At 67.9% G+C, this 23,953-nt stretch carries 24 protein-coding genes; 18 read left to right on the top strand and 6 right to left on the bottom strand.

Going from position 1 to position 23,953, the window contains the following annotated elements; all coding sequences use genetic code 11:
• The first annotated feature begins 12 nt into the window (after window positions 1-12).
• From ACOGI5_RS08190 to ACOGI5_RS08240, 11 genes are all read left to right on the top strand, one after another.
• Window positions 13-354, top strand: a complete 342-nt coding sequence (locus ACOGI5_RS08190; protein ID WP_419863931.1) for a hypothetical protein — start codon at window positions 13-15, stop codon at window positions 352-354.
• Window positions 351-788, top strand: coding sequence for an ATP synthase subunit I (locus ACOGI5_RS08195; protein WP_419863932.1), 438 nt, complete (start codon window positions 351-353; stop codon window positions 786-788). The genes ACOGI5_RS08190 and ACOGI5_RS08195 overlap by 4 nt, the downstream gene beginning before the upstream one ends.
• Window positions 785-1,597, top strand: coding sequence for a F0F1 ATP synthase subunit A (gene atpB / locus ACOGI5_RS08200; protein WP_419863933.1), 813 nt, complete (start codon window positions 785-787; stop codon window positions 1,595-1,597). Before ACOGI5_RS08195 ends, atpB begins: the two co-directional genes overlap by 4 nt.
• A gap of 69 nt (window positions 1,598-1,666) precedes the next feature.
• Complete coding sequence (gene atpE / locus ACOGI5_RS08205; RefSeq protein WP_419863934.1) at window positions 1,667-1,921, top strand: ATP synthase F0 subunit C; 255 nt, start codon at window positions 1,667-1,669, stop codon at window positions 1,919-1,921.
• Between the two features lie 9 nt (window positions 1,922-1,930).
• Window positions 1,931-2,455: a F0F1 ATP synthase subunit B gene (gene atpF / locus ACOGI5_RS08210; RefSeq protein ID WP_419863935.1), complete on the top strand. Its 525-nt coding sequence runs from the start codon at window positions 1,931-1,933 to the stop codon at window positions 2,453-2,455.
• Window positions 2,456-2,558: 103 nt separating this feature from the next.
• On the top strand, window positions 2,559-3,086 hold the full coding sequence (atpH, locus tag ACOGI5_RS08215; RefSeq protein WP_419863936.1) for an ATP synthase F1 subunit delta: 528 nt from the start codon (window positions 2,559-2,561) through the stop codon (window positions 3,084-3,086).
• A complete protein-coding gene (gene atpA / locus ACOGI5_RS08220; RefSeq protein WP_419863937.1) occupies window positions 3,083-4,654 on the top strand; it encodes a F0F1 ATP synthase subunit alpha in 1,572 nt (523 codons plus the stop codon). Before atpH ends, atpA begins: the two co-directional genes overlap by 4 nt.
• A gap of 17 nt (window positions 4,655-4,671) precedes the next feature.
• On the top strand, window positions 4,672-5,640 hold the full coding sequence (locus ACOGI5_RS08225) for a F0F1 ATP synthase subunit gamma (RefSeq protein WP_419863938.1): 969 nt from the start codon (window positions 4,672-4,674) through the stop codon (window positions 5,638-5,640).
• Window positions 5,641-5,680: 40 nt separating this feature from the next.
• Window positions 5,681-7,147: a F0F1 ATP synthase subunit beta gene (gene atpD, locus ACOGI5_RS08230; RefSeq protein WP_419863939.1), complete on the top strand. Its 1,467-nt coding sequence runs from the start codon at window positions 5,681-5,683 to the stop codon at window positions 7,145-7,147.
• A gap of 27 nt (window positions 7,148-7,174) precedes the next feature.
• Window positions 7,175-7,558 carry an ATP synthase F1 subunit epsilon gene (gene atpC, locus ACOGI5_RS08235; protein ID WP_419863940.1) on the top strand — a complete coding sequence of 128 codons (384 nt, stop codon included), beginning with the start codon at window positions 7,175-7,177 and terminating at the stop codon, window positions 7,556-7,558.
• Between the two features lie 78 nt (window positions 7,559-7,636).
• The gene (locus ACOGI5_RS08240) at window positions 7,637-8,908 is read left to right on the top strand and encodes an ammonium transporter (RefSeq protein ID WP_419863941.1); all 1,272 of its coding nucleotides are present in this window, start codon (window positions 7,637-7,639) and stop codon (window positions 8,906-8,908) included.
• A 19-nt stretch (window positions 8,909-8,927) separates the two neighbouring features.
• Here the strand turns inward: ACOGI5_RS08240 and ACOGI5_RS08245 are convergent, their stop codons facing one another.
• Together ACOGI5_RS08245 and glpX are read right to left on the bottom strand one after the other, a co-directional pair.
• Window positions 8,928-9,392: a phosphoribosyl-AMP cyclohydrolase gene (locus tag ACOGI5_RS08245; RefSeq protein ID WP_419863942.1), complete on the bottom strand. Its 465-nt coding sequence runs from the start codon at window positions 9,390-9,392 to the stop codon at window positions 8,928-8,930.
• Between the two features lie 3 nt (window positions 9,393-9,395).
• Window positions 9,396-10,436: a class II fructose-bisphosphatase gene (gene glpX, locus ACOGI5_RS08250; protein WP_419863943.1), complete on the bottom strand. Its 1,041-nt coding sequence runs from the start codon at window positions 10,434-10,436 to the stop codon at window positions 9,396-9,398.
• A 93-nt stretch (window positions 10,437-10,529) separates the two neighbouring features.
• On the opposite strand from glpX, the gene lhgO reads away from it, so the two are divergent.
• Complete coding sequence (gene lhgO / locus ACOGI5_RS08255; RefSeq protein ID WP_419863944.1) at window positions 10,530-11,741, top strand: L-2-hydroxyglutarate oxidase; 1,212 nt, start codon at window positions 10,530-10,532, stop codon at window positions 11,739-11,741.
• 25 nt (window positions 11,742-11,766) lie between these two features.
• Here the strand turns inward: lhgO and ACOGI5_RS08260 are convergent, their stop codons facing one another.
• Complete coding sequence (locus ACOGI5_RS08260; protein ID WP_419863945.1) at window positions 11,767-12,345, bottom strand: alpha/beta family hydrolase; 579 nt, start codon at window positions 12,343-12,345, stop codon at window positions 11,767-11,769.
• A 41-nt stretch (window positions 12,346-12,386) separates the two neighbouring features.
• Entirely contained in the window at window positions 12,387-13,973 is a 1,587-nt protein-coding gene (locus ACOGI5_RS08265; protein ID WP_419863946.1) for an MFS transporter, read from the bottom strand.
• Between the two features lie 88 nt (window positions 13,974-14,061).
• On the opposite strand from ACOGI5_RS08265, the gene murA reads away from it, so the two are divergent.
• Both murA and meaB read left to right on the top strand, forming a co-directional pair.
• Entirely contained in the window at window positions 14,062-15,348 is a 1,287-nt protein-coding gene (gene murA, locus ACOGI5_RS08270; protein WP_419863947.1) for a UDP-N-acetylglucosamine 1-carboxyvinyltransferase, read from the top strand.
• Window positions 15,349-15,425: 77 nt separating this feature from the next.
• On the top strand, window positions 15,426-16,391 hold the full coding sequence (gene meaB, locus ACOGI5_RS08275; protein WP_419863948.1) for a methylmalonyl Co-A mutase-associated GTPase MeaB: 966 nt from the start codon (window positions 15,426-15,428) through the stop codon (window positions 16,389-16,391).
• A gap of 18 nt (window positions 16,392-16,409) precedes the next feature.
• Here the strand turns inward: meaB and ACOGI5_RS08280 are convergent, their stop codons facing one another.
• Window positions 16,410-17,567, bottom strand: a complete 1,158-nt coding sequence (locus ACOGI5_RS08280) for an SRPBCC family protein (RefSeq protein ID WP_419863949.1) — start codon at window positions 17,565-17,567, stop codon at window positions 16,410-16,412.
• A gap of 182 nt (window positions 17,568-17,749) precedes the next feature.
• On the opposite strand from ACOGI5_RS08280, the gene ACOGI5_RS08285 reads away from it, so the two are divergent.
• The 3 genes from ACOGI5_RS08285 to ACOGI5_RS08295 are packed head-to-tail and all read left to right on the top strand — an operon-like array spanning window position 17,750 to window position 20,510.
• A complete protein-coding gene (locus tag ACOGI5_RS08285) occupies window positions 17,750-18,907 on the top strand; it encodes a cysteine desulfurase family protein (RefSeq protein WP_419863950.1) in 1,158 nt (385 codons plus the stop codon).
• Entirely contained in the window at window positions 18,904-20,061 is a 1,158-nt protein-coding gene (mnmA, locus tag ACOGI5_RS08290; protein ID WP_419863951.1) for a tRNA 2-thiouridine(34) synthase MnmA, read from the top strand. Before ACOGI5_RS08285 ends, mnmA begins: the two co-directional genes overlap by 4 nt.
• Window positions 20,058-20,510 carry a hypothetical protein gene (locus ACOGI5_RS08295; RefSeq protein WP_419863952.1) on the top strand — a complete coding sequence of 151 codons (453 nt, stop codon included), beginning with the start codon at window positions 20,058-20,060 and terminating at the stop codon, window positions 20,508-20,510. Before mnmA ends, ACOGI5_RS08295 begins: the two co-directional genes overlap by 4 nt.
• Here the strand turns inward: ACOGI5_RS08295 and ligA are convergent.
• On the bottom strand, window positions 20,507-22,816 hold the full coding sequence (gene ligA / locus ACOGI5_RS08300; protein WP_419863953.1) for an NAD-dependent DNA ligase LigA: 2,310 nt from the start codon (window positions 22,814-22,816) through the stop codon (window positions 20,507-20,509). The genes ACOGI5_RS08295 and ligA overlap by 4 nt on opposite strands.
• A 203-nt stretch (window positions 22,817-23,019) precedes the next feature.
• Between ligA and ACOGI5_RS08305 the strand changes: the two genes are divergently transcribed.
• Window positions 23,020-23,928 (top strand): hypothetical protein, encoded by a 909-nt coding sequence (locus ACOGI5_RS08305; protein WP_419863954.1) that lies wholly within the window; start codon window positions 23,020-23,022, stop codon window positions 23,926-23,928.
• The last annotated feature ends 25 nt before the right edge of the window (window positions 23,929-23,953 follow it).

A 23,953-nucleotide genomic window follows, 5' to 3' on the forward strand; every position in this document is an offset into this window, starting at 1 on the left:
TAGCCTGTGCCCATGGCACGCAGCGCCGTCGGTAGCGACGGCAGCGAGGACGGCTTGGCCAAGGCCATCGAGATTGCGTTGACGTTCGGCCTCTTCGTAGCGGCAGGGTTCGGGCTGGACTACTGGTTGGGCACCGCACCGTGGTTCATGCTCAGTATCGGTTTGGTGGTGTTCATCTTGAAGCTGTTCGTCGAGTGGCGCCGCTACGCCGAGCGAATGCAGGCCCATGAGCAGGAAATGGCCTCGAACCGGCCATCTGAGCGGCGGGGCATCCAACGCGACAGCGACCTCGACGAGCCGGCATCGCTGCCGACGGGAGTGTCACTCGACGTCGACGCCGACTCATCCGCGTGAGCACCGAACGCGACGAACGCAACCCGGAATGGGACATCGCCCTGGACATGGCGCGGCGAAGCCTGTGGGTGTTTCCCGCCTGGGTAGTCGCCAGCGGGTTCATCTGGGGAATGGGCGGGGCGTTCTCCTCGGCTCTCGGTTATCTGCTGGTGATCGGCAATCTTGCGGCGGCCGCGGCGCTCATGGCGTGGGGAGCGCGAACATCGCCGGTCGCGCTCATGGGGGCCACGCTGGGCGGCTTCGTCGCGCGGCTCGTGGTGCTCGCTGGCGTCGTGCTCGCCGTCGCCCAGCTCAGCTTCTTCGAGCCTGTGCCTATCGCAATCACCATCATCACGAGCCATCTCGGTCTGCTTGTGTGGGAGATCCGCTATGTTTCCCTGCGGCTCGCGGCCCCAGGCCTTGATCTTCAACGTCCCGGCAAGGAGCAGAAGTGAACTTGCTAGCGCTGACCTTCCCTGACATCGGGCACCTCTTGGAGTGGCCGAACATCCTGCCGGGGCTCGACGACTCGGTGTTCGCGCTGAACAAGGTCGGCATCATCTACCTCTTCGCCTTTGTGGCCCCCGTGGTGATGTTCGTGATGGCAAAGCGCCGCTACGCACAGGCCGAGGTCATCACTGCCCCCCGTGGCATCCAGACCGTGGCGGAGACCTCGGTGCAGTTCATCCGAGAGAACATCATCATGCAGACCATCGGCCCCGACGGCCTGCGTTACCTGCCGTTCTTGTTGACGATGTTCTTCTTCATCCTGTTCTCGAACATCACCGAGATAGTCCCCCTCATCCACTTCCCGGGCAATGCCCGCATGGCCATGCCCCTGACGCTCGCCGTGCTGGTGTGGCTGATCTACAACACCATCGGCATCAAGAACCACGGGTTCTTCGGCTACCTGAAGAACATCACCATCCCGCCTGGGGTCCCCAAGGCCCTGCTGATCATTGTCTTGCCGATCGAGTTCATCTCGACGATCGTGGTCAAGCCGTTCTCGCTGGCGGTGCGGCTCTTCGCGAACATGCTCGCCGGCCACCTGCTGCTGGTGACCTTCGCTGTGCTGTCCCACACCGTGTTCTGGCTGGCGCTCACCGACGACACGCCCACCTGGCTCGTGATCATCACGCCGGCGCCGTTCCTGATGCTGATCGGGCTCACGGCCTTCGAGATCCTGGTCTCGGTGCTGCAGGCGTTCATCTTCACGATCCTCACCGCCGTGTACATCGGCGGCGCACTGCACCCAGAGCACTAGTCCCACCGCCGCAGCCGCGGCCACATCCACAGATCCCCACAAACAGTTCCCGAACAACAGGAGAGACGAGTGATCGAATTGCTCGCACAAGCGGACAACGCGGTCGACGGCCTCAAGGCTGTCGGCGCCGGTTTGGGCTACGGCCTTGCGGCCATCGGCCCCGGCGTCGGCATCGGTCTGGTCGTCGGCAATGCCATCACAGCGATGGCGCGCCAACCCGAAGCAGCAGGCATGGCCCGCACGACCATGTTCCTGGGCATCGCGTTCACCGAGGCACTGGCCCTCATCGGTTTCGTGGTGTTCATCCTGCTCAACTTCGCGTAGGAGGCGGCAGTGAACACCGCTGTAGCAGGGGGACTGCTCACTGCATCGAACCCGATCATCCCCGAATGGTTCGAGGTGGTCTGGGGTTCAATAGCGTTCTTCCTCCTCTTCATCGTCATGTGGAAGCTCGCGCTGCCGCCGATCAGGCGGGCCATGGAGGCGCGCACCGAGCGCATCCAGGGCGACCTGGACGCTGCGGCGAGCGCCAAGGCCGAGGCCGAGGAGCTGCGTGCGTCCTATGACAGTCGCATCGCCGAGGCAAATGCCGAAGCGGCGCGCATCATCGAGGAAGCCCGAGCGGCGGCCGAAGCAGTCCGACAGGAACGGCTCGCGGCCATCGAGCCGGAGATCGCCGAGCGGCGGGCTCAGGCCGAGGCCGATATCGAGGCTGCCCGTGAACGGGCCATGGCCGAGGTGCGGTCCGACATCACATCGATCGCCGTGGGTGCCGCCGAGCAGGTCGTGCGCGCCAGCATCGATGAGGCGGCCCACGCCCAGCTCATCGAGGATTACATCGAACGGGTAGGGAACTGAATCTCCCTGCTGTCGCCCGCCGGCGCCGTTCCAGCAGGAACAGCAGGCCCCGGACCGGGACAGGAGTTGAACTCATGATCATGACGCAGGCCAGGATCGACCAATGAGCGAGCGAACCGATCAGTACGCCAGCGCAGTCGTGGCCATCGCACAGGCTGAGGACGTGCTCGACCGGGTGACCGAAGAGCTGTCCGCGGTGGGCCGCGCGGCTGCCGGGAACGAAGAGCTGCGCCGCGTGCTGTCGGACCGCTCGGTGCCGGCCTCGCGTCGCATCGGCATCGTCGAGGACCTGCTCGCGTCGACGGCATCGCCGGTCACCCTCAACGTGGTGGCGATGCTGGTCGGTGCCGGCCGCGGCGGCGACATCGATGCCATTGCGGACGAAGCCCTCGCATTGGCGGCGGCTACGCGAGGAGGGGCGGTGGCCGAAGTCCGCTCGGCTGTCGCGCTCACCGAGGAGCAAATCGCCCGGGTGGCCGGAGCGCTCAGCCGAGCCAGCGGCCGCAACGTGACCGTCCACGTCGTGGTGGACCCCGAGATCATCGGAGGACTGACCGCTCAGATCGGCGACACGGTCTTCGACGGCTCAGTCCGCACCCGGCTCGACAAGATGAAGGAGCGCCTGTCGTGACCGACTTGAGCATCAATATTGGCGACATCACCTCCGCGATTCGCCGGAACCTCGAAGGCTTCGACCCGGCGATCGAGTCCGGCACCGTCGGACGCATTCTCGAAGTCGGCGACGGCATCGCCCGTGTGTCGGGCCTGCCCGGCTGCTCAGTGAACGAGATTCTCGAGTTCCAGAGCGGGGACGTGGGCCTGGCACTGAACCTCGACGAGGATTCGATCGGCGCCGTCGTGCTCGGCAGCGTCGAGCACATCGAGGAGGGCCAGGCGGTCCGGGCCACCGGCCGCATCCTGTCGGTCCCCGTGGGCGATGCGGTGCTCGGGCGCGTGGTCAACGCGCTGGGGGAGCCGATCGACGGCCAAGGCGAGATCGCCGGTGCCGTCGAGCGACGCATGGAGATCCAGGCACCCGGTGTGATGGGCCGCAAGCCGGTGCACGAGCCGCTGCAGACCGGCATCAAGGCCATCGACTCGATGACCCCGGTTGGCCGAGGACAGCGGGAACTGATCATTGGCGACCGCAAGACCGGCAAGACCTCGGTGGCGGTCGACACCATTTTGAATCAGGCAGGCCTAGGTGTGAAGTGCATCTACGTCGCCATCGGGCAGAAGGGCTCGACGGTGGCGCAGGTTGTCAACACGCTTCGCGAGCGGGGCGCGATGGAATACACGGTGGTGGTCTCGGCGCCTGCGTCTGACCCTGCCCCGTTCAAGTACCTGGCGCCCTATGCCGGCTGCGCCATGGGCCAGCACTGGATGGAGACGGGCGACCACGCCCTCATCGTCTATGACGACCTGTCCAAGCAGGCCGAGGCCTACCGCCAGATGTCGCTGCTGCTGCGGCGGCCGCCGGGCCGCGAGGCCTACCCGGGCGACGTCTTCTACCTTCACAGCCGGCTGCTCGAGCGTGCCGCCAAGCTGTCCGATGTCAACGGCGCAGGATCGCTGACGGCGCTGCCGATCATCGAGACCAAGGCAGGTGATGTCTCGGCGTACATCCCGACCAACGTGATCTCGATCACTGACGGCCAGATCTACCTCCAGGACGACCTGTTCAAGTCCGGCGTGCGACCGGCTGTGGATGTGGGCATCTCGGTGTCGCGGGTGGGTTCCGCTGCGCAGACCAAGGCCATGAAGAGCGTGGCCGGCACGCTCAAGATCGACCTCGCCCAGTTCCGCGACCTCGAGGCATTCGCCACGTTCGGCTCCGAGCTCGATGCCGTGTCCGCAGCTCAGCTCGGTCGCGGCTACCGGCTGGTGGAGCTGCTCAAGCAAGGCCTCAACTCGCCGATGCCGGTCGAAGAGCAGGTGGTCGTGATCTATGCCGGCACCAACGGCTATGTCGACGGCATCCCCGTCGACGACGTCAACCGGTACGAGGACGAGCTGCTCGCGTACATGGGTACACGGCACAGCGCATTGATGTCCGACATCCGCTCGAGTGGCGACGTCGACGGGACAGCGCTGCAGGCTGCCGTTGAGGCCTTCACGGCCCAGTTCGCCACATCGGCCGACGCGGACGGTGGCGACGCCACGGGCTCGGGCGACGACGACGCTGCGAGCGAGGACTGAGCGGGGTCTGAGCACCGATGGCAAGCGGTCAGGAGCGCATTCTTCGGCGTCGTATCAGGTCGATCGATGCCACCAAGAAGATCACGCGCGCCATGGAGCTGATCGCGGCATCACGAATTGTCCGTGCGCAGGCACGCGTTCGCGCAGCGCGGCCCTACAGCGACAAGGTGACGGCCGTCATCGCCAACTTGGCGTCCGCTGGTGGCGAAGCAGATCACCCGCTCCTGCGTGAACCCGCTGAGGTCTCCAAGGTCGCTTACGTTGTCATTGCCGCTGACCGCGGCCTGTGCGGTGGCTACAACAACAACGTCTTGCGGGCCGCCGAACGGGCCATCGCCGCCGACGCAGCGGAAGGCCGCGACTACGAGCTGGTGCTGTCTGGGCGCAAGGCACTGGGGTACTTCCGCTTCCGCAACTTCCGCATCGCAGCGGGTTTCGAGGGCTTCAGCGACCAGCCCAGCTACGCGGACGCCCAGCAGGTTGCCGTAGCGGCGACTGAGCTGTTCGAGAACGGCTGCCAGCGGGTCAAGCTGGCCTACACCCAGTTCCACTCCATGGGCAATCAGTCGGTCGCCATCGTGCCATTCATGCCGCTCGACGCCGGCGAGTTCGACGACGCTGACGACACCGCGGGCTCAGCCGGCGGTCCCGATGGCGGCTACGAGTTCGAGCCCGAACCCGCCGCCATTCTCGAGCGGCTGCTGCCGCGTTACGCGGAGGCGCGGCTCTACTCGGCGCTGCTCGAAGCCTCGGCGTCAGAGCACGCGGCCCGCCAGCGCGCCATGAAGGCGGCCACCGACAACGCCGAGGAGCTCAAGACCAACCTGACGCGCGTCATGAACCGCGCCCGCCAGGACGCCATCACCACCGAGATCATGGAGATCGTCGGCGGTGCAGAGGCGCTCGCCCAGACCGCCGGCGGCGAAGTCGACCTGCTCTCAGACACCATCGAAGCCCGTACAGCGGACCTGTTCCGCGGCCGTTAGCAATCCAACCAGTCTCCGCTCTGCGCGAGGAGTGACAGCAATGACGATGACCGAAGAGAGAACCACCGACGGCAGCGCCGAGCACGCCGATGGCCGCGTGGTGGCCATTGCCGGGCCGGTTGTCGACGCGGAGTTCCCGCCCGGTGCGATCCCCGAGATCAACACCGCCGTGGAGATGCACGTGGAGCTGGAGGGCCAGCCGGTCACGATCACCGGCGAGGTGGCCCAGCAGATCGGCGACAACCGCGTGCGGATCGTGTCGATGAAGGCCACCGACGGCCTGACCCGCGGCATGACCGTCGTCAACACCGGCCAGGGCATCACTGTGCCTGTGGGTGACGGGGTGCTGGGGCACATCTTCAACGTGCTCGGTCAGCCGCTGGATGGCGCTGAGATCACCAGCGACACCGAGGGCATCGCCGACCGCTGGGAGATCCACCGTCCGGCGCCCGCCTTCGACACGCTCGAGCCGAAGGCCACGATGTTCGAGTCGGGCATCAAGGTGATCGACCTGCTCGAGCCCTACGTGGAAGGCGGCAAGATCGGCCTGTTCGGCGGTGCCGGTGTGGGCAAGACGGTGCTCATCACCGAGATGATCAACCGTGTCGCGTCACAGCACGGCGGCGTGTCGGTGTTCGCCGGGGTGGGGGAGCGAACCCGTGAGGGCACCGACCTCTATCTCGAGATGGAGGAATCCGGCGTGCTCGAAAAGACGGCGCTCGTCTTCGGGCAGATGGACGAGCCGCCCGGCGTCCGGCTGCGTGTGGCGCTGTCGGCGCTGACGATGGCCGAGTACTTCCGCGACGTGCAGGGCCAAGAGGTGCTGCTGTTCGTCGACAACATCTTCCGCTTCGTGCAGGCCGGCTCAGAGGTCTCCACCCTCCTGGGGCGCATGCCCTCGGCGGTCGGCTACCAGCCCAACCTGGCCGACGAGATGGGCGAGCTGCAGGAGCGCATCACCTCCACATCGGGCCACTCCATCACCTCGCTGCAGGCGGTGTACGTGCCGGCCGACGACTACACCGACCCGGCGCCCTTCACCACGTTCACCCACCTCGATGCCACCACCGAGCTGAGCCGGCAGATCGCCTCGCTGGGCATCTACCCGGCCGTGGACCCGCTGGCCTCCACGTCCACCATCCTCAGCCCCGAGGTGGTGGGCGACCGCCACTACAACGTGGCACGGCGCACCCAGGAGATCCTGCAGCGCTACAAGGAACTGCAGGACATCATCGCCATCCTGGGCCTCGACGAGCTGTCCGAGGAAGACCGCATCACCGTCGACCGGGCTCGCAAGATCCAGCGCTTCTTGAGCCAGCCGTTCTTCGTCGCCGAGGTCTTCACCGGCCTGCCGGGCATCTTCGTGCCGGTCTCGGAGACCATCGAATCGTTCGAGATGCTCTGCAACGGCGACCTGGACGACCTGCCCGAGCAGGCGTTCCTCAACGTCGGCAACGCCGAGTCGGCGATGGCCAAGGCCCGCGACCTGGCGCAGGCCGGGGCCTGACGGCGCCGCCGGCCCGAGGCTGATCTGATGCAGGTCGAACTCGTCTCACCGGAGGCCATTCTGTTCAGCGGTGAGTGCAGCCAGGTGGTGACGCGCACGGTCGACGGCGACATAGCGTTCCTCGATCAGCACGCCGCCTTCATCGGTGCCCTCGACATCGGCCAGACCCAGCTCTGGGCATCCGATGGCATTGTCACGCTGGCGCTCAACCGCGGCTTCGTGGAAGTCAGCAACAACGTGGTCACGATCCTCAGCGACGCTGCATATGCAGCCGACGAGATCGACGTTTCCGCTGCGCAGGCTGACCTCGAGGCTGCACAGGCCGCAGTCGCCGCCGATGCCGATGATGACGAGGCCAAGGCTGCGCTGGCGTGGGCGCAGACGCGCATAGAGGTCGCCGGCGCCGCCTGATCTCGGCGCAATGCCACGGCACCCGCACGGTGCCTGCAAACATGTGAGAGTCCTCACACAGCCCTGAAAGGACTCCTCATGATCGAGCCCACGGGCCAGTTCGTCCTCAACACCTTCATGTTCCTGGTGTGGGGCGCGCTGATCATGTGGATGGCCGCCGGCTTCACCATGCTCGAAGCCGGCGCCGTCCGCACCAAGAACGCGTCGATGATCTGCCTGAAGAACATCGGCATCTATTCGGTCGCCGGTCTGGCCTTCTACGTCGTCGGCTACAACCTCATGTACGTCGACGTCGGCGACCTCTGGGGCTCCTTCACATTCCTCTACGGGCCGAGCGCCGACGAGCTGGCATTGATCGGCGGCGATGCCAGCGCGGAAGCGGCAGTGGCTGCCAACGGCTACTCGGTGATGTCGGACTGGTTCTTCCAGATGGTGTTCGTCGCCACGGCCGCCTCGGTCGTGTCCGGTGCCATCGCCGAGCGCATCAAGATGTGGTCCTTCTTCGGGTTCACACTGGTCCTGACTGCCGTCATCTACCCGATCGTCGGGGCCTGGACGTGGGGCGGCGGCTGGCTGGCGCAGCAGGGCTTCCAGGATTTTGCCGGCTCGACGATCGTGCACAGCACCGGCGACTGGGCGGCGCTGGCCGGTGTGCTCGTGGTCGGCCCCCGGCTCGGCAAGTTCCGCAAGGACGGTTCGGTCCGGCCCACGCCGCCGTCCAACGTGCTGGTCGTCACGCTGGGCGTCTTCATCCTGTGGCTGGGCTGGTTCGGCTTCAACGGCGGATCGCAGCTCGCGCTCGGCAGCGTGCTCGACGCCGTGGCCATGAGCAACGTGCTGGTGAACACCAATCTGGCTGCTGCCGCCGGCGTGGTCGCAGCGCTGGCGGTCTCCCGCAGCCTGCTCGGGCGCATCGACCTGTTCGCCGGGCTCAACGGCGCCATTGCCGGCCTGGTGTCGATCACTGCAGGCCCGGACATCACCGAGCACTGGTGGGCCATCATCATCGGCGCCATCGGCGGCGTCATCTGCACGGCTGCCATCAAGGGTCTCGAGCTCATCAAGGTGGACGATGTGGTCGGCGCGATCCCCGCCCACCTCGTCTGCGGCATCTGGGGAACGCTCGCGACTGCGATCGCAGCGGGCGCCCAGCTCCACATTCAGCTGCTCGGCATCGTGGCGGTCGGCGCCTTCGTGTTCATCGCCTCGTTGATCGTCTGGAAGGTTCTGGACCTCGTGATGGGTCTGCGAGTCTCGAAGACGGTGGAGCAGCTCGGGCAGGATTCCGGCGAACTCGGCATCGAGGCGTACCCCGAGTTCGTGCTGATGCCCGAGAGTTTCGACGAGTAGCTGCGCCTGCGCAGCTCTGTCAGCCTCGGAGATGTCGCAGCTCGGTAGGGCTGTCGACGGCCCGGTAGTAACAGCCCGGCCGGGAGTCACCGTTGGCGTCGCGGGTGTGGCACGCGCCGCCGGCGTCGCGCCGTACCCGGTACAGCAGCGAGTTCTGCTCACAATTCACACGCACGTCGACGAGTGACAGGGTGTCGCCCGAGGTAGCGCCCTTGTGCCAGATCTCGTTGCGGGACGTGGAATAGAGCACAGCGCTGCGTCGTTCGAACGTGAGCCGCAAAGCCTCGTCGTTGGCGTAGCCGATGAACAGCACGTCGCCGCTGTCGGCGTCCTGCAGCACGACGGGCACTACCTGGTGGCCATCGCGGCCGATCTGGGCCACCTTGCCGAAGTCGATGCGGGCGGCTGTGCCCTCTTCGAGGTCGTTGCCGACCGGGCCTTCTTCCAGGTCATCGGGCGCGGAAATGTTCTCGGAGGCCGGCATGGCTCAGGTGAAGTCCACCGCGGCGTACGCGCTGAGCTTGTCGATGTCGTGCGTGGCCTTGATGTGGCGCACGGTGCCGCTGCGGGAGCGCATCACGAGCGAGTCGGTGGTGGCGCGATGCGCCGTGAACTTCACGCCGTGCAGCAATTCGCCGTCGGTGATGCCGGTGGCAGCAAAGAAGACGTCATCGGATTGGACCAGGTCGTCGATGTGCAGCACCCGGTCGAGGTCGTAGCCGGCGGCGGTGGCTGCTTGTCGCTCATGGTCGTTGCGGGGCCACAGGCGGCCCTGCAGCTCGCCGCCGAGGCACTTCAGCGCGGCCGCCGAGATGATGCCTTCGGGCGTGCCGCCGATGCCGAAGAGCACGTCAGTCGAGTCGCTTGCGGCTGCGGATATGGCACCGGCGACATCGCCGTCGGGAATGAGCCTGATGCGAGCGCCGGTTTCGCGGATCTCCCCGATCAGCTCGGCGTGGCGGTCGCGGTCGAGCACCACGGCGGTGAGGTCGCGCAGTCCCTGACCGGTGGCCTCCGCGATTGCCCGCAGGTTCTCCGCGGGCGACCGGTTCAGGTCCACCACGCCTTTGGCGTCGGGTCCGACCGCGATCTTCTCCATGTAGACGCATGGGCCGGGGTCCAGCATGGTGCCGCGCGGCGAGACGGCGATCACCGCTATGGCATTGCCCCTGCCGAGCGACGTCAGCGTGGTGCCGTCGATCGGGTCCACAGCGACATCGGTCAACGCACCGGTGCCGTCGCCGATCAGTTCGCCGTTGAACAGCATCGGCGCTTCGTCTTTCTCGCCCTCGCCGATCACCACGATGCCGTCCATGGGCACGGTGGACAGCACCACCCGCATGGCGTCCACGGCGGCGCCGTCAGCGCCGTCTTTGTCGCCGCGACCCATCCAGCGTGAAGCGGCCATTGCCGCCGCCTCAGTGGTGCGCACCAGTTCGAGTGCCAGGTTGCGATCAGGCGCCTGACGGCTGAGATCTGGACCGCCGATGCGACCTCGATCGCTGCGGAGCCTGCGATTGTCATTCATTGCCGCCGACCCTAGAGGATGCACGGAGAGATGAGCCTGCCCGTTTGACTGGTGTCGAGAATTCATGCCAGACGCCCGGATAGCTTCGCCCCAGTGACCAGCGCCTCGACCCCGTCGGCACGTGCCGATCTGGCCGTCGTGGGTGCGGGCATCATCGGCTTGGCCACAGCCCAGAGGTATCTGGCGGATCATCCGGGCCGCCGGGTGGTGATCTGCGAGGCCGAGGAGCGGCCAGCGCTGCACCAGACCGGTCGCAACTCCGGCGTGCTGCACTCAGGCGTGTACTACCGGCCGGGGTCGGCCAAGGCCTCGCTGGCGGTCGCCGGGCGCAGCTCGATGGTCGAATACTGCCGGAAGCGAGGCATTGCACATGAAGTGTGCGGCAAGGTCATCGTGGCGGTCGACAGCTCCGAGCAGGAGCGGCTGGCATCGCTCGCCGAGCGTGCGGCCAGCAACGGTGTCCCCGCAGCGTTGATCGACGGCCGTCGCCTCGCTGAGCTCGAGCCCTATTGCGCGGGCGTGGGGGCGTTGTTCATCCCCAGCACCGGGATTGTCGACTACAGCGCAGTGTGCCGCGCGCTCGTCGACGAGATCACCGCTGCCGGAGGCGAACTGCGGACGGGCACCGCGGTGGTCGGGCTCGCACCGGCCGCGGACCGCGTCCGGATCACCACCACCTCTGGCGACCTCGAGGCGACATGGCTCGTGAACTGTGCGGGACTGCGGTGCGACCAGGTGGCGGAACTCGCAGGCGCGGCGAGCGGTTACCGGATAGTCCCATTCCGCGGCGAGTACTACGAGCTGGCGCCCGAGCGCTCGCACCTCGTCAACAACCTGATCTACCCGGTTCCCGATCCCAGCTTCCCGTTCCTCGGGGTGCACCTGACCCGGATGATCGACGGCACCATCCACGCCGGCCCGAACGCGGTGCTAGCGCTGGCCCGGGAGGGCTACCGCTGGAGCGATGTCAGCAGGGCACAGCTGCGTGAGCACGTCACCAACCGCGGCCTGTGGCGCCTCGCCCGTCGCTATTGGCGCACCGGAGCGGGCGAGGTATGGCGTTCGCTGAACAAGGCGGCGTTCACCCGGGCGCTGCAGCGGCTGGTGCCCGACATCGAAGCCGAAGATCTCGTGCCGTCGCCCGCCGGCGTGCGTGCCCAGGCCATGGATCCCGCCGGCGAGCTCGAGGACGACTTCGCCGTCACGGTCGCCGGCCGCACCACCCACGTCCTGAACGCCCCGAGTCCCGCGGCCACTTCGAGTCTGGAGATCGCCAAGATGATCGTCGATCGGATCGACAGCTGAAGCTGGTCTCGGCCTGCGGCTGCGCTCACGCTCCGAGCGCGTCAAGCCAGTCGCCGACGTGTTCGACGACCGCCCGGCGTGCTGCGGCCGAGCTGGGATCGTGCCGGGCACCGTCGATGAACCTGAGTGTGACCGGACCCCTGATGGCCTGGGTGTGCTCGCCCAGCTCGTCGGGTGTGGCAAAGGGGTCACGCGTGCCCGAGACGAACAGGCACGGCGCGCTGACCCGGGAGAAGTGCTCGGTGCGGAGGCGCTCGGGCCGATCCGGCGGGTGCAGCGGGTAGCTGAGCAGCACCAGCCCCGCGGCGCGGGCACCGTCGGCCACCGCCATCGAGCAGACACGGCCGCCGAACGATCGGCCGCCGATCACCAGGCCGCCCGGCGACACGCCAAGCTCGGCGGCGATCAGGGGCAGGTCGCCCACCAGTTCGGCGACGACGCTGGGGGCGCGCGGCGGTGTCCGCCGCCCGGCTCGTCGGTAGGCGAAGTCGTGCCGGCGCACCGGGAGGCGGCCGGACAGCGCATTGTCGATATCGACGAGCGTGCGGTGGTCCGCGCCGCCACCGGCGCCTGGCGTCAGCAGGAGTGCTTCGGCGCTGCGCATCGCAACCCCATCATGTCCCGGTGCGGTCTCAGCTGCATCGTTCAGAGGCCTTGCGACCATGAGCCCTCGGAATCTGCCGCGGCATCGGCGGGGTGCAGCTCTTCGAGCTCTTGCCCGCTGCGCTCGGTAAGCCACAACACAGCGACAGCGGCCGCCAGCAGCGGTCCCGCCCACAGCAGCGCGATCACGTCGCCGAAGCTGCCCCATGCCGTGCGCAGCCGGCCCGCTACGAGTACGCCGATGGCAGCGCCGACGACGCCCATGGCACCGGTGATGGTCGCGGCGCGCGCTCGCAGGGCGGTGGGGAACAGCTCGCCGCGGTACACCCCGAGCGCTGGCAGCAGTCCTGCCGACAGCATCGCACCGATGAGGCCGGCGAGCCACAGCGCGGCGCCGGACACGTTGAACAGTGCCACCAGCGAGCCGAGCCCGAGCACCGAGGCGACGGCGAGGATGATGCGACGCCCGCGGGAGTCGGCGAGTCTTCCTGCGGCGTAGACAGCGAGGCCGGCAGGCGTCGCAGTGCCCAGCACGAAGAGCGACACCAGGGCGGCGCTGAAACCGTGCTCGTCACGCAGGTACTCGTTGCGGAACCAGTCGATCGGGCCGAGGAACAAGCCGAATGCCAGGTAGATGGCACCCAGCAGCGCAATCGGCCGCCAGTAGCCGCGCAATGCAACGTCCCGGCCCCGCCGCTCGAACCGTCGACTCTCCGGCAGCCGCCGGAGCAGTGGGCGAGCGGCCGCCAGTGCCACAAGCGGGAAGGCGAACAGCAGGCGCCAGGCCCACGGGGCGAGATCCGACACCGGCTGCAGCCACACCACCACGCCGGCGCCGAGCGCAGCCGACATGGCCAGCACCGACAGGCACCACGCCCTGCAGCCGGCAGGAATCTCCTCCAGTGCCATCACGACGACCGTGGCCCCGAGCGCCGCGTTCGCCGTGCGTCCGATCAGCAGGAACGCGCCCAGCCACACCATGTTCGGCGCCAGCGCTGCGAGCGCGGCGGCGGTGATGCCGACAACCATGGCGCCGGCGACGACGCGTCGACGGCCGTGCCGGTCTGCCAGCACGGACACGCCGATCGCGAGCAGCGTCCCGATGCGTACCACGGCGCCGAGCACTCCCTGCGCGGCTTGATCGGCACCGAATTCGTCTGCGGCGTAGGTGTGCAGCTCCGAGGGCGCGTTCGCCAGGTATCCGCTCAGCATCGCTGCCGCAGCGAGCATGGCCATGACGGTGGCGGCTCGTGGGGTGAATCGCCGTGGGGGTGCCCAGACGGGCTGGGTGCCGTCGCCGCTGCGTCCCGTGCGCATCGCTCGCCGGACGGCGACATTGAAGAGCGGGCCGAACCACGGCACCGCCAGGTGCCACTCGACCGTCTCGGTGACCCGATAGCGCGGTGCGACGCCGCCCGCAGTGCCGTGTGTGCGGCTGGCCTCTTGCGCCGCAGCCGGCGAGAGCTCCACCAGCCGCGAGTAGCTGGTGAACGGTCCCTCTGCCAGCTCGAAGCGGTGGCTGCCGTCGAGCGTGGCAGCGGGCGCCTCGGCCACGATGTCGTCGCGGGGGCGCAGCAGGTCCTCCACCTCGCCGGTATCGGCCATGAACGTGCGCACGAGGCGGGTCACGGCGGCGGGCCTAGCACACGCGCAGGTCCTGCATTCGCATCGCGGAACTGCGGCACGTCGCGATGCTGCCCTCAATGGTGGTATCGCTATGTCGGTGGACGTTGCCACCAGCGGCGAACGCGACACGTTCGTGACGCAGCGCAGCCGCGCGCTCGAAGGCGAAGTCAGCATCGGCGGTGCCAAGAACAGTGTGCTCAAGCTGATGGCGGCGTGCCTGCTGGCGGAGGGGCAGCATGTCTTGGCCAACGTGCCGGACATCTCCGACGTGTCGCTCATGTGCGAGTTGCTTGAAGCCATGGGCGTGACGGTGACGCGCGCCGATCACCGGCTGGTCATCGATGTGCCCGCCGAGCTGAACACCGAAGCGCCGTACCACTTGGTGGAGCGCATGCGTGCATCGATTGTGGTGCTCGGCCCGCTGCTGGGACGCTTCGGGACCGCCCGCGTTGCCCTGCCGGGCGGCGACGACTTCGGGCCGCGACCGATCGACATGCACTTGCGGGCGCTCGAGAGTCTGGGGGCGACGTTCAGCACCGCTCACGGCGACATCTCGGGGACCGCAGAGTTGCTGAAGGGGACGGAGGTGGTGCTCGAGTACCCCTCAGTCGGCGCGACCGAGAACGTGCTGATGGCCGCTGTGCGAGCCAAGGGCCGCACGCGCATCGTGAATCCCGCACGAGAACCCGAGATCAGCGATCTCGTCGAGTTCCTCAACCAGATGGGTGCGCGGGTCGGCTGGTCAGGGGATCGCCTGGCGGTCGACGGGGTGGAACGGCTGGCGCCTGCCCCCTCCGGCAACGGCTACCGGGTGATTCCCGACCGCATCGAGGCGGCCACGTTCCTCGCGGCGGTGGGCATGTGCGGCGGCTCGGTGTTCCTGCGCCACGCAGTGGCCGAGCACATGACAATGCTCATCCGCAAGCTCAGCGAGATGGGGATGCACATCGTCATCGACGAAGCGGGGCTGCGCGCAACCGTGAACCAGCGGCTGGCGTCAGCCGACATCTCCACGCTGCCGTTCCCTGGCCTCGCGACCGACTACAAGCCGTTTCTCGTGTCGATGCTCACGACGGCTGCCGGCGTGGGGATTGTCACCGAGAACATCTTCACGGGCCGGTTCCGCTATATCGATGAGCTGCGGCGCATGGGCGCCGACATCCGCACTGAGGGGCACCACGCTGTGGTGCGCGGGGTGGAGCGGCTGTCGGGAGCGCCGGTGCGTGCGCACGACATCCGCGCCGGAGCAGCGCTGGTAGTGGCGGGCCTCGCGGCAACGGGCGAGACGGAGGTCACCGGCGCCGCTCATATCGACCGCGGCTACGAAGACTTGGCCGGCAAGCTCGCCGGCATCGGTGCGCCGATCTCGCGCCGCTGAATCACGCGCCGACGCTTGCTTCCCGCGCACCCTCCAGTGTGCTGTCCCCGGATGGCCTCGCTACCGTCGGCGCGCCGATGACTCCTCCCGAAGCCGATCTGAGTGCTGACACGGCGAGCCTGCTCGAGGCGGCCCGCGGCGGGCACCGGCGCGCTCTGGCCCGGGTCATGTCCATGGTCGAGCGTGGCGGCCCACCTGCACGCGAGCTCGGCGCGCTGACCTTCGCGCAGGCGGGCGCCGCGCACACGGTCGGCATCACCGGGGCTCCCGGGGCGGGCAAGTCGACGCTCAACTCGGCGCTGGTGGCCGTGGCGCGAGAGCGCGCCGAACGGCTCGCGGTGCTGGCCATCGATCCCTCGTCGCCGTTCAGCGGCGGCGCGATCCTGGGTGATCGCGTGCGCATGTCTGACCACACGTTCGACGAGGACGTCTACATCCGCTCGATGGCGACGCGCGGCCACCTGGGCGGTCTCACCTTGGCCACGCCGCTGGCGGTGCGGGTGCTGGATGCGCTCGGCTGGCCGTGGGTGGTGATCGAGACGGTAGGCGTCGGCCAGGTCGAGACCGAAATCGTGGGCGCAGCAGACACCACCGTCGTGGTGGTGAACCCGGGCTGGGGAGATTCGGTGCAGGCCAACAAAGCGGGCCTCATGGAGATCGCTGACATCTTCGTGGTGAACAAGGCCGACCGGCCCGGCACCTCGGAAACCTGCCGGGACATTCGCCAGATGCTGGATCTGTCCGCGCCGGGCGACTGGGACCCGCCCATCCTGACCTCGGTGGGCACCACCGGCGAAGGCGCGGCCGAGCTGTGGGACGCCATCTGTGCGCACCGCGACCACAGCACGGCCTCGGGCGAACTCGACGCCCGCCGCGCCGCCCGCGTCGAGACCGAGCTCGACGAGATCCTGCGCGCCAGCATCGCCGAGCGTGTGTCCGCGCTCGTCGAGGGCCCGACGGCAGCGCGCCTGCGCAGGCAGCTTGCTCGCCGAGAGCTGGATCCGTACGCCGCTGCCCAAGCGCTGCTCGACGAGGTCAGTTAGCCCGGTGTCGGCGCCGACTCAGTCGAGTTCGCCGCGGGCGAGCGCGAAGACTGCCTCGCGCTCGTTGGGGTGCAGGTTGCGGTCGAGAAGCCGCAGGTCGGCTGCCGCGCGCAAGTGCGAAAGGATCGCGTCGGCACCGAACTCCTTGAGGAACGCTCGGGCAAAGCGGGTCCGGAACGCGTTGATGACGGCCCGGGCCGCAGCGTGGTTGTCGGGCGCGGCAGTGCGCAGCCGCACATAGGTGGACGCAGCGTCGAAGGCTGCATCGCCGGCTGCCGCGTTCGACCAGTCGATGACAACGGGACCGTCAGGCGTGAGCTTGACGTTGTCGGGTTGCAGGTCCAGATGCACTACCGAGCCGCCGGCCGAGACCTTGACCCAATTGCCGGGGGCAGGCACGTTGCCGAGCAGCCGATGCAGCCGTGCCAGGCCCTTGACGTGGCGTGTCAGGAGCCACGGCTTGGCCGCGAGCTCGTCGAGCATTGTCGGCCCGGTCAGACGCTCCATCACCACTGAGTGGTTGTCGGGCTGTTCGATGACCTCCGGAGCAGGAAATCCGTGGGCCCGCACGTGGCGCATCGCCTCGGCCTCATGAGTCAGGTCGCTGCCGCGCAGGCTCATGCGAATGATGTGCGGTCCGTAGGCACGCATCTCCGAGTCGCGGCCCATCCCCAGCAGCGGCCCGGGTTCGTGACCCGTGGGTCCCTGCTGACGTTCGAGCATCCGTGCCCGCAGGTTCCGCAGGTTCTTGCGCCAGACGCGCTCGAGCACCAGGGAGGCGGGTTGCTGGCCCATCCGCGAGCCGAAGTACCACGGCAGGATCAGATCTTCGCTCCAGGTGAAGCGAGTGCCGTCCTCGACGGGCTCGAGCGCGAAGCGGCCGGTGCCCGTCACTGCGCCGTGATGGGTGATGCCGAGCGTGTTTGGCGGGTCCCACTCGGTGACCTCGATCTTGTCCGTGGTCTTGAGCGGGCCGACCTTGGTGACGCAGTCGAACGTCGTGCCGACGCCTTCGGTCTGGGCAGACGTGAAATCGATCGACTCCGCATCAGCCATCCACTCGACGTTGCTCGCGAGATCGGCGACGTAATCCCAGACTTCCTGCGGCGGTGCCGGAATGTCGATGGAGACCTCGATGCCCATGCCCGTGATTGCCTTGTCGATGCCTGCCTGCACGCGAATCGCGTCCCGGATCGCTGGCGCACTGCGTCACGCCGACGTTCGTTTCCAGCGACCGGCAAGTGTGGCACCGCACGCGGCCGTTGTCACACCGCGCCCGGTGCAGCACCGGGTTCTGCCCACTTGACTGCTTGAAGCCTCCGGCAGGCGGTCTCGGGTCGTGCTCGTAACCTCAGCGTGTGACTGCTGATCGGAATCGGCCTGGGGGGCGACCTGCATACCTCGACTGCGCTGCGTCGACACCGATGCGGCCGTGCGCCATCGAGGCCATGACGCCGTACTTGGAGCAGCAGTTCGCCAATCCCTCGGGAGCGCATCGCATGGCCCGCAGGTCGCGGGCAGCCATCGAAGACGCACGTGAGGTCGTCGCTCAGGCGCTCGGTTTCGACCCGCACGGCATCGTGTTCACCAGCGGCGGCACTGAAGCAGACAATCTCGCGGTGCACGGCGTCACCTCCGCAACGGGCACGACGGCGTTGTGTCCCGCAACCGAACACCACGCGGTGCTGCACCCCGTCGGAGCGGTCGGCGGCCGGTATGTGCAGGTCGACGCCGGCGGCGACGTCGACCTCGACCACTTGGCCGCACAGCTGGAGCCCGATGCGGGCCCACCCGTGGGGTTGGTGTCGGTGATGCTGGTCAACAACGAGTCGGGCGTCATCGCCGATCTCGAGGCCGTGGCCGACGTGGTCCGGCAACATGCCCCCGAGGCATTGCTGCACACCGACGCGGTGCAAGGCGTCAACTGGGTCGATATCGCTGCGGCGGCGCGACCGGCAGATCTGCTGTCGCTCAGCGGCCACAAATTCGGCGGACCCAAGGGCGTGGGCGTTCTGGCCAGCCGGCCTGAGGTGACGCTGTCGGCGCAGCAGCTCGGCGGCGGCCAGGAGGCCGATCGGCGCAGCGGCACGCACAACACTGCGGGCATCGCCGCGCTCGGCGCCGCGCTCGGCGAGCTGAACGAGGCACGCGACGAGGACATCTGCCGGATCCGGGAACTGGCGGATCGGCTGGCCGATGGTCTGCTGGCGGCAATCGACGGGTGCACCGAGACAGTGGCGCGGTCTCGGCGAGCGGCGGGCATCTGCCAACTGCTCATCGACGGCATCGAGACCGAAGCGCTGCTGGTGCTGCTCGACCGGTACGACGTCATGGCATCCGCGGCTGCCTCGTGCGCGTCGGGTGCCATGGAGCCGAGCCATGTGCTCGCAGCGATGGGGGTCGAACGCCATGCCGCAGCCGGTTCGCTCCGCCTGTCGCTGGGCTGGTGTACCGAACCGTGGGAGGTCGAGCGAGCCATCGACGCCATCCCCAAGTGCGTGGACCAGCTGCGATGAGCTCCGAGCGGCACGGAGCCGCTGCGGCAAGCACCGAGCGGCACGGAGCCGCTGCGGCAAGCACCGAGCGGCACGGAGCTGCGGGCTGCTCCGATCAGCACAGTGCCCCTGCAATCAGCCGGGTGCTTGTTGCTATGTCGGGCGGCGTCGACAGCTCGGTCGCTGCGGCCCTGTGCCTGCGCGAGGGGTACGAGGTGGTCGGCGCCACCCTCAAGCTGTGGGGCGGTCCCCAAGATCAGGGCTGCTGCGCCGTCTCCGATGTGGACGATGCCCGCCGGGTGTGCCAGCAGCTCGGCATTGACCACTTCGTCTTCAACTATGCGGCCGAATTCGAAAGCGACGTCGTCGAGCCGTACGTGGACGCACACCGGCGGGGTCTCACGCCCAACCCGTGCATCGCCTGCAACCGGCACGTCAAGTTCGATGTGCTGTTGGATCGCGCCCGCCGCTTGGGCTTCGACCGCCTGGTCACGGGTCATCACGTTCGCATCAGCACGCACGGCGGCAGGCGGCGGCTGCAACGCGGCAGCGACAGCGCGAAAGACCAGTCGTACGTGCTGTACATGCTCTCCGAGGCCGACTTGGCGGACCTGTGGTTCCCGGTCGGCGACTACCGCAAGGACGGGCTGCGAGCGCTCGCAGCGGAGCTAGGTCTGCGAACCGCCGCCAAGCCCGAGAGCCAGGATGTCTGCTTCATCACCGAGGCTGCCGGCAGGGAGCGTTTCCTTGCCGAGCGCATCGACCTGCATCCGGCGGAACTGGTGGATGCGGCGGGCCAGCGCGTCGGCACTGCGCCGGCGGTGGAGCTGGTGACCGTCGGCCAGCGCAAGGGTCTGGGCCTCGGCGGTGCATCGCAGCGGCGCTATGCGGTGGACGTGGACATCGCCGCTCGTCGTGTCACGGTGGGCGGAGCCTCCGAGCTGGCTGCACCAGGCGTCCGGCTGGTCGATCATCGCTGGGCCGGCGCCTCCGTCGAGGGCGACGTGCTGGCCCAGACCAGCGCACACAGTCCGGCAGTGCCGGCACACCTTGATGCCGAAGGCCAGTTGCGCTGGGCGGAACCCCAGCGGCGTGTCGCAGCCGGCCAGGCCGTCGTCTTCTATGCAGGTGACGAGGTGCTCGGCGGCGCTACCGCTGCCGGACATCTCACATGAGTCGAGCGCAGCCCGGCGACGATCGCCCTACTCCTTGGGCGCTGCGCAAGGGTGTCTCGACGGCCGTCACGCTCGGCGCGCTTGTTGCCGCAGCAGCCGTCGTCCTGGCGGTGTGGCTGACCCGCGGAGGCGAACCCGCACCGGACTACCCGAGCGGCTTGCAGGCAGTCACACCGGTGCCCGGCGCTCAGGTGCCGCACCAGAGCCCCATCGGCGCTCGGCTCGAACCCGGCTGGAGGCTGACGCTGGTCATCAACGGCACAACGATTCCTGCCGCTCAGCTCGACGCGGGCACCATTCAGCTCGGCGAGCATTTCTTCTCGCCGGGGGACGGCAAGATCATCGAGAAGCTGCGCACCGGGCGATCGTGCGCCCGTCTGGTCGCCACCCCCACGATTGACGTCGAGGCGGCCGACTTCACCTACGAATGGTGTTTCACGACGTTCTAGGAGGGATCTGACCCGTCGACCGTCCCGGCGGCAAGCAGGGTGCGCAAGCCGTCCTCGTCGAGGACTGGGATGCCGAGTTCGGCTGCCTTGTCCAGCTTGGCTTGTCCGGCACGTTCGCCGGCAACCAGCGCGTACGTGCTCTTGTTCACCGACGAGGTGGACTTGCCGCCGCGCTGGACGATGGCCCGCTTCGCATCGTCGCGGCTGATGAACCAGCCGTCCAGGTTGCCGCTGACCACTACTGAACGACCGGTCAGCACCTGGGGCACCTCGGCCATGTCGTCGGGTCCGTCGACGACATCGAAGCGAACACCCATGCGGCGCAACTTGTCCACGAGCGCCCGGTTGTCGTCGTCGGCAAAAAAGCCCGTGACGCTGGCGGCGATGATCGGGCCGATCCCGTCGATCTCTGCGAGGTCCTCGGCGGTGGCCTCCATGATGGAATCGAGCGCGCCGAAGCGCATCGCGAGCAGCTCAGACGCCGTCGGACCCAGGTGCTCGATGCCGAGACCGATGAGCAGCCGCGGCAGGGGAGCCTCCTTGGCCTCGGCAATCTCGGACACGAGACTCGTGGCGGATTTCTCCGCGAAACCCTCCAAACCGACAAGATCGTCCGCTGACAAGCCGAAGAGGTCTGCCGCGTCTGTCACCAATCCCTGCTCGTGCAGCAGGATCACCGTTCGCTCGCCGAGACCCTCGATGTCGAGAGCGCCACGGCTCACGAAGTGCCCGATTCCCTGGATGACCCGTGCCCTGCACGATCGGTTCACGCAGTAGGTGTTGGCATCGCCCTCTTCGCGCACCAACGCGTGCGCGCAGACGGGACACACGGTCGGGAACGTCCACTGCGGCAGCCCGTCGGGGCGATCGGCCAGCACCGGTCCGACCACCTCGGGGATCACATCGCCGGCTTTGCGCACGATGACCGTGTCACCGGGACGGACATCCTTGGCGGCGACCTGATCCTCGTTGTGCAGCGTGGCCAGCGACACGGTGGAACCGCCGACGAACACGGGCTCCATGTAGGCGAAAGGAGTGGCGCGGCCAGTGCGGCCGATCGAGACCATGATCTCCCGCAGGGTGGTGGTGCGTTCCTCGGGCGGGAACTTGTACGCGACGGCCCAGCGTGGTGCACGGCTGGTGTAGCCCAGCTGGGAGCGCAGACCCAGATCTGCCACCTTCACGACCACGCCGTCGATCTCGTAGGCAGGCTTGTGGCGGTCACGTTCCCATTTCGTGCAGAACGCCTCGACCTCAGTGAGCGTGCCGAAGGTGCGGATCTCGGGATTGACCGGCATGCCGAGCCGGCCGAGGTACTCGAAGACCTCGTCTGCGCCGCCGAGGTCAGGCCCGCCAGTCAGCTCGCCGATGTCGTAGCTCCAGAACGACAGGCCGCGCGTCGCGACAATCGACGGATCCTTCTGGCGCAAGCTGCCTGCGGCCGTGTTCCGAGCATTCGCGTAGTCGGGATGGCGGCGCTGCATGTCGACCGGAGTGAGTTTGGCGAATGACTCGAGCTTGCGCCGCTCGTTCGCGGGCAGTTCTTCGGGAGCGCCGGCAAGCTGTTGCCTCGCGCTCTCGGCGGCTTCGGTGAGGGCCCGGCGAGCTGTGGCCTGCGATTCGTTCAACTCGCGGAACTTGTCCAAGGGCAGGAAGATCTCACCGCGCACCTCGATGGCCTCGGGCACCGGAGACGCTGTGCTCAGCTCCCGGGGGATGTCCGCGATGGTCACGACGTTCGCAGTGACGTCTTCGCCGACCCGCCCGTTTCCCCGCGTCGCCGCCTGGGTGAGACGCCCTTGCTCGTACCGCAGCGCAACGGCCAGCCCGTCGAACTTCAGCTCGCAGATCAGCTCGGGCTCGGGTGCGCCTGCTTCAGTCCCAACGTTGTCTTGCTGGTCGTCATCGCTCTCGCCTGCGTCATCGTCGAACAAGGTCGGCTGCGCAGCGTTGAGCACGCGCATGACACGGCCATGCCACGCCCGCAGTTCATCGAAGTCCATGGCATTGTCGAGCGACATCATCGGCCTGGCGTGGACGACTTCGGTAAACAGCGCTGACAGCTCCGCGCCGACGCGCTGGGTGGGCGAATTCGGATCCGCGAAATCGGGATAGCGCGCTTCGAGCTCGATGAGCTCGCGCTTGCGGGCGTCGTACTCCCCGTCGGGCACCGAGGGCGAGTCGTCCCGGTGGTACTCGATGTCGTAGCGATTGACCAATTCGGTCAGCTCGCGCATTCGATCGAGATCGCGCTGATGATCGACGTCAGCGGACGGGCTCGTGGATTCGCTGGCGTCGTCGTCCATCGCACTGCCGAGAGTAGCTAGGCGGTGTGACGGCTTTGTCGTTGTCCGGGCTGCTGAGGGGCAGGGGTACCCGTGCTTCAAACAGATGAAGCGCTTCGTGTACGGACTGGACATGCGAGGGGCGCTTCATAACTGCGCGCGGGCACCCCAGCCCCTCAGCGGCCCTCATGCATTCGGAAGTGCAAATTGCGAGACTGGCGCAGGTGGGAGCGTCATTGCGGGCTCATCCGACGCTGTGGCTGATGCGGTTGTTGTGGCTGGTGATGCCGTGGAGCGTGGGTGCCGCTGCTGCGGATGCGCTGAGTGCCTGCTCGGAGACATCGGCGCGCATCCTGAGTGCCGAATTGTGGGCAGCGTGGGCACTGGTGATGACGGCAACTCTGGTGCGCCGGCCGTGGGCGCTCACCGTGGTCCGCATCGCCGCGCCCGCCTCTGTCGCCGTGGCGGTGGGTGCCGTCGTGGCCGCAGCGGCGTGGGACGCCGACCTGGCCGCCCCGCGTGCCGCAGCAGCCATTGCCGGTGCCGCCATCGCAACCGCCGTGGCGCTGCTGCCAGAGACCGGCAACTCCATGGTGGACGGCCTCAGCTACGGCAACGAGCGGCGCATGCTGCTGCGCACGCCGTTCCTGCTGGCTGTCGCGCCGATCCCGCTGGTGTGGGCGGCTGTGGTTGCCGGCATCGTCGCGCCGGCGGTGCTGTGGGCCGTCGAGCAGTGGATCTGGGCAGTCGTTGCCACGGTCACCGGGCTCACTGCGGCTGTGCTGGGTTTTCGCTCGTTGCAGCAGCTGGCGCGCCGGTGGGTGGTGTTCGTCCCCAACGGATTCGTCCTGCATGACCGCATGGCGACGCGCGAGCCGTTCCTGCTGCGGCGGGCCGATATTGCGTCGCTCGGCGCTGCGCCCGCCGACATCGACCTTGCCGCCGACGACCTGGTGGACATCAGCGGCAATGCCCTCGGGCCAGTGCTGCTTGCCGTATTGAACGGCCAGGTCGAGGTGGTTCCGCGCACCACGGGCACAGCTCAGGTGCTGTCGGTGTCGCGCGTGCTGTTCAGCCCGACCCGCCCCGGCGAGATGCTGGCGGAAGCCGCCCGGCGACGAATTCCCCGTTGAGGCCGCGCCGCTACCCTCGGCGGCC

This window comes from Candidatus Poriferisodalis sp. (assembly GCF_965208925.1).
Taxonomy (GTDB): Bacteria; Actinomycetota; Acidimicrobiia; order Acidimicrobiales; family Poriferisodalaceae; genus Poriferisodalis.

Excerpts from the sequence above, each read along its gene's own strand:
- ACOGI5_RS08190 (WP_419863931.1), top strand. The coding sequence starts at position 13 with ATGGCACGCAGCGCCGTCGGTAGCGACGGCAGCGAGGACGGCTTGGCC.
- atpH (WP_419863936.1), top strand. The coding sequence starts at position 2,559 with ATGAGCGAGCGAACCGATCAGTACGCCAGCGCAGTCGTGGCCATCGCA.
- ACOGI5_RS08225 (WP_419863938.1), top strand. The coding sequence starts at position 4,672 with ATGGCAAGCGGTCAGGAGCGCATTCTTCGGCGTCGTATCAGGTCGATC.
- atpD (WP_419863939.1), top strand. The coding sequence starts at position 5,681 with ATGACGATGACCGAAGAGAGAACCACCGACGGCAGCGCCGAGCACGCC.
- atpC (WP_419863940.1), top strand. The coding sequence starts at position 7,175 with ATGCAGGTCGAACTCGTCTCACCGGAGGCCATTCTGTTCAGCGGTGAG.
- ACOGI5_RS08240 (WP_419863941.1), top strand. The coding sequence starts at position 7,637 with ATGATCGAGCCCACGGGCCAGTTCGTCCTCAACACCTTCATGTTCCTG.
- ACOGI5_RS08245 (WP_419863942.1), bottom strand. The coding sequence starts at position 9,392 with ATGCCGGCCTCCGAGAACATTTCCGCGCCCGATGACCTGGAAGAAGGC.
- glpX (WP_419863943.1), bottom strand. The coding sequence starts at position 10,436 with ATGAATGACAATCGCAGGCTCCGCAGCGATCGAGGTCGCATCGGCGGT.
- ACOGI5_RS08260 (WP_419863945.1), bottom strand. The coding sequence starts at position 12,345 with ATGCGCAGCGCCGAAGCACTCCTGCTGACGCCAGGCGCCGGTGGCGGC.
- murA (WP_419863947.1), top strand. The coding sequence starts at position 14,062 with ATGTCGGTGGACGTTGCCACCAGCGGCGAACGCGACACGTTCGTGACG.
- meaB (WP_419863948.1), top strand. The coding sequence starts at position 15,426 with ATGACTCCTCCCGAAGCCGATCTGAGTGCTGACACGGCGAGCCTGCTC.
- mnmA (WP_419863951.1), top strand. The coding sequence starts at position 18,904 with ATGAGCTCCGAGCGGCACGGAGCCGCTGCGGCAAGCACCGAGCGGCAC.
- ACOGI5_RS08295 (WP_419863952.1), top strand. The coding sequence starts at position 20,058 with ATGAGTCGAGCGCAGCCCGGCGACGATCGCCCTACTCCTTGGGCGCTG.
- ligA (WP_419863953.1), bottom strand. The coding sequence starts at position 22,816 with ATGGACGACGACGCCAGCGAATCCACGAGCCCGTCCGCTGACGTCGAT.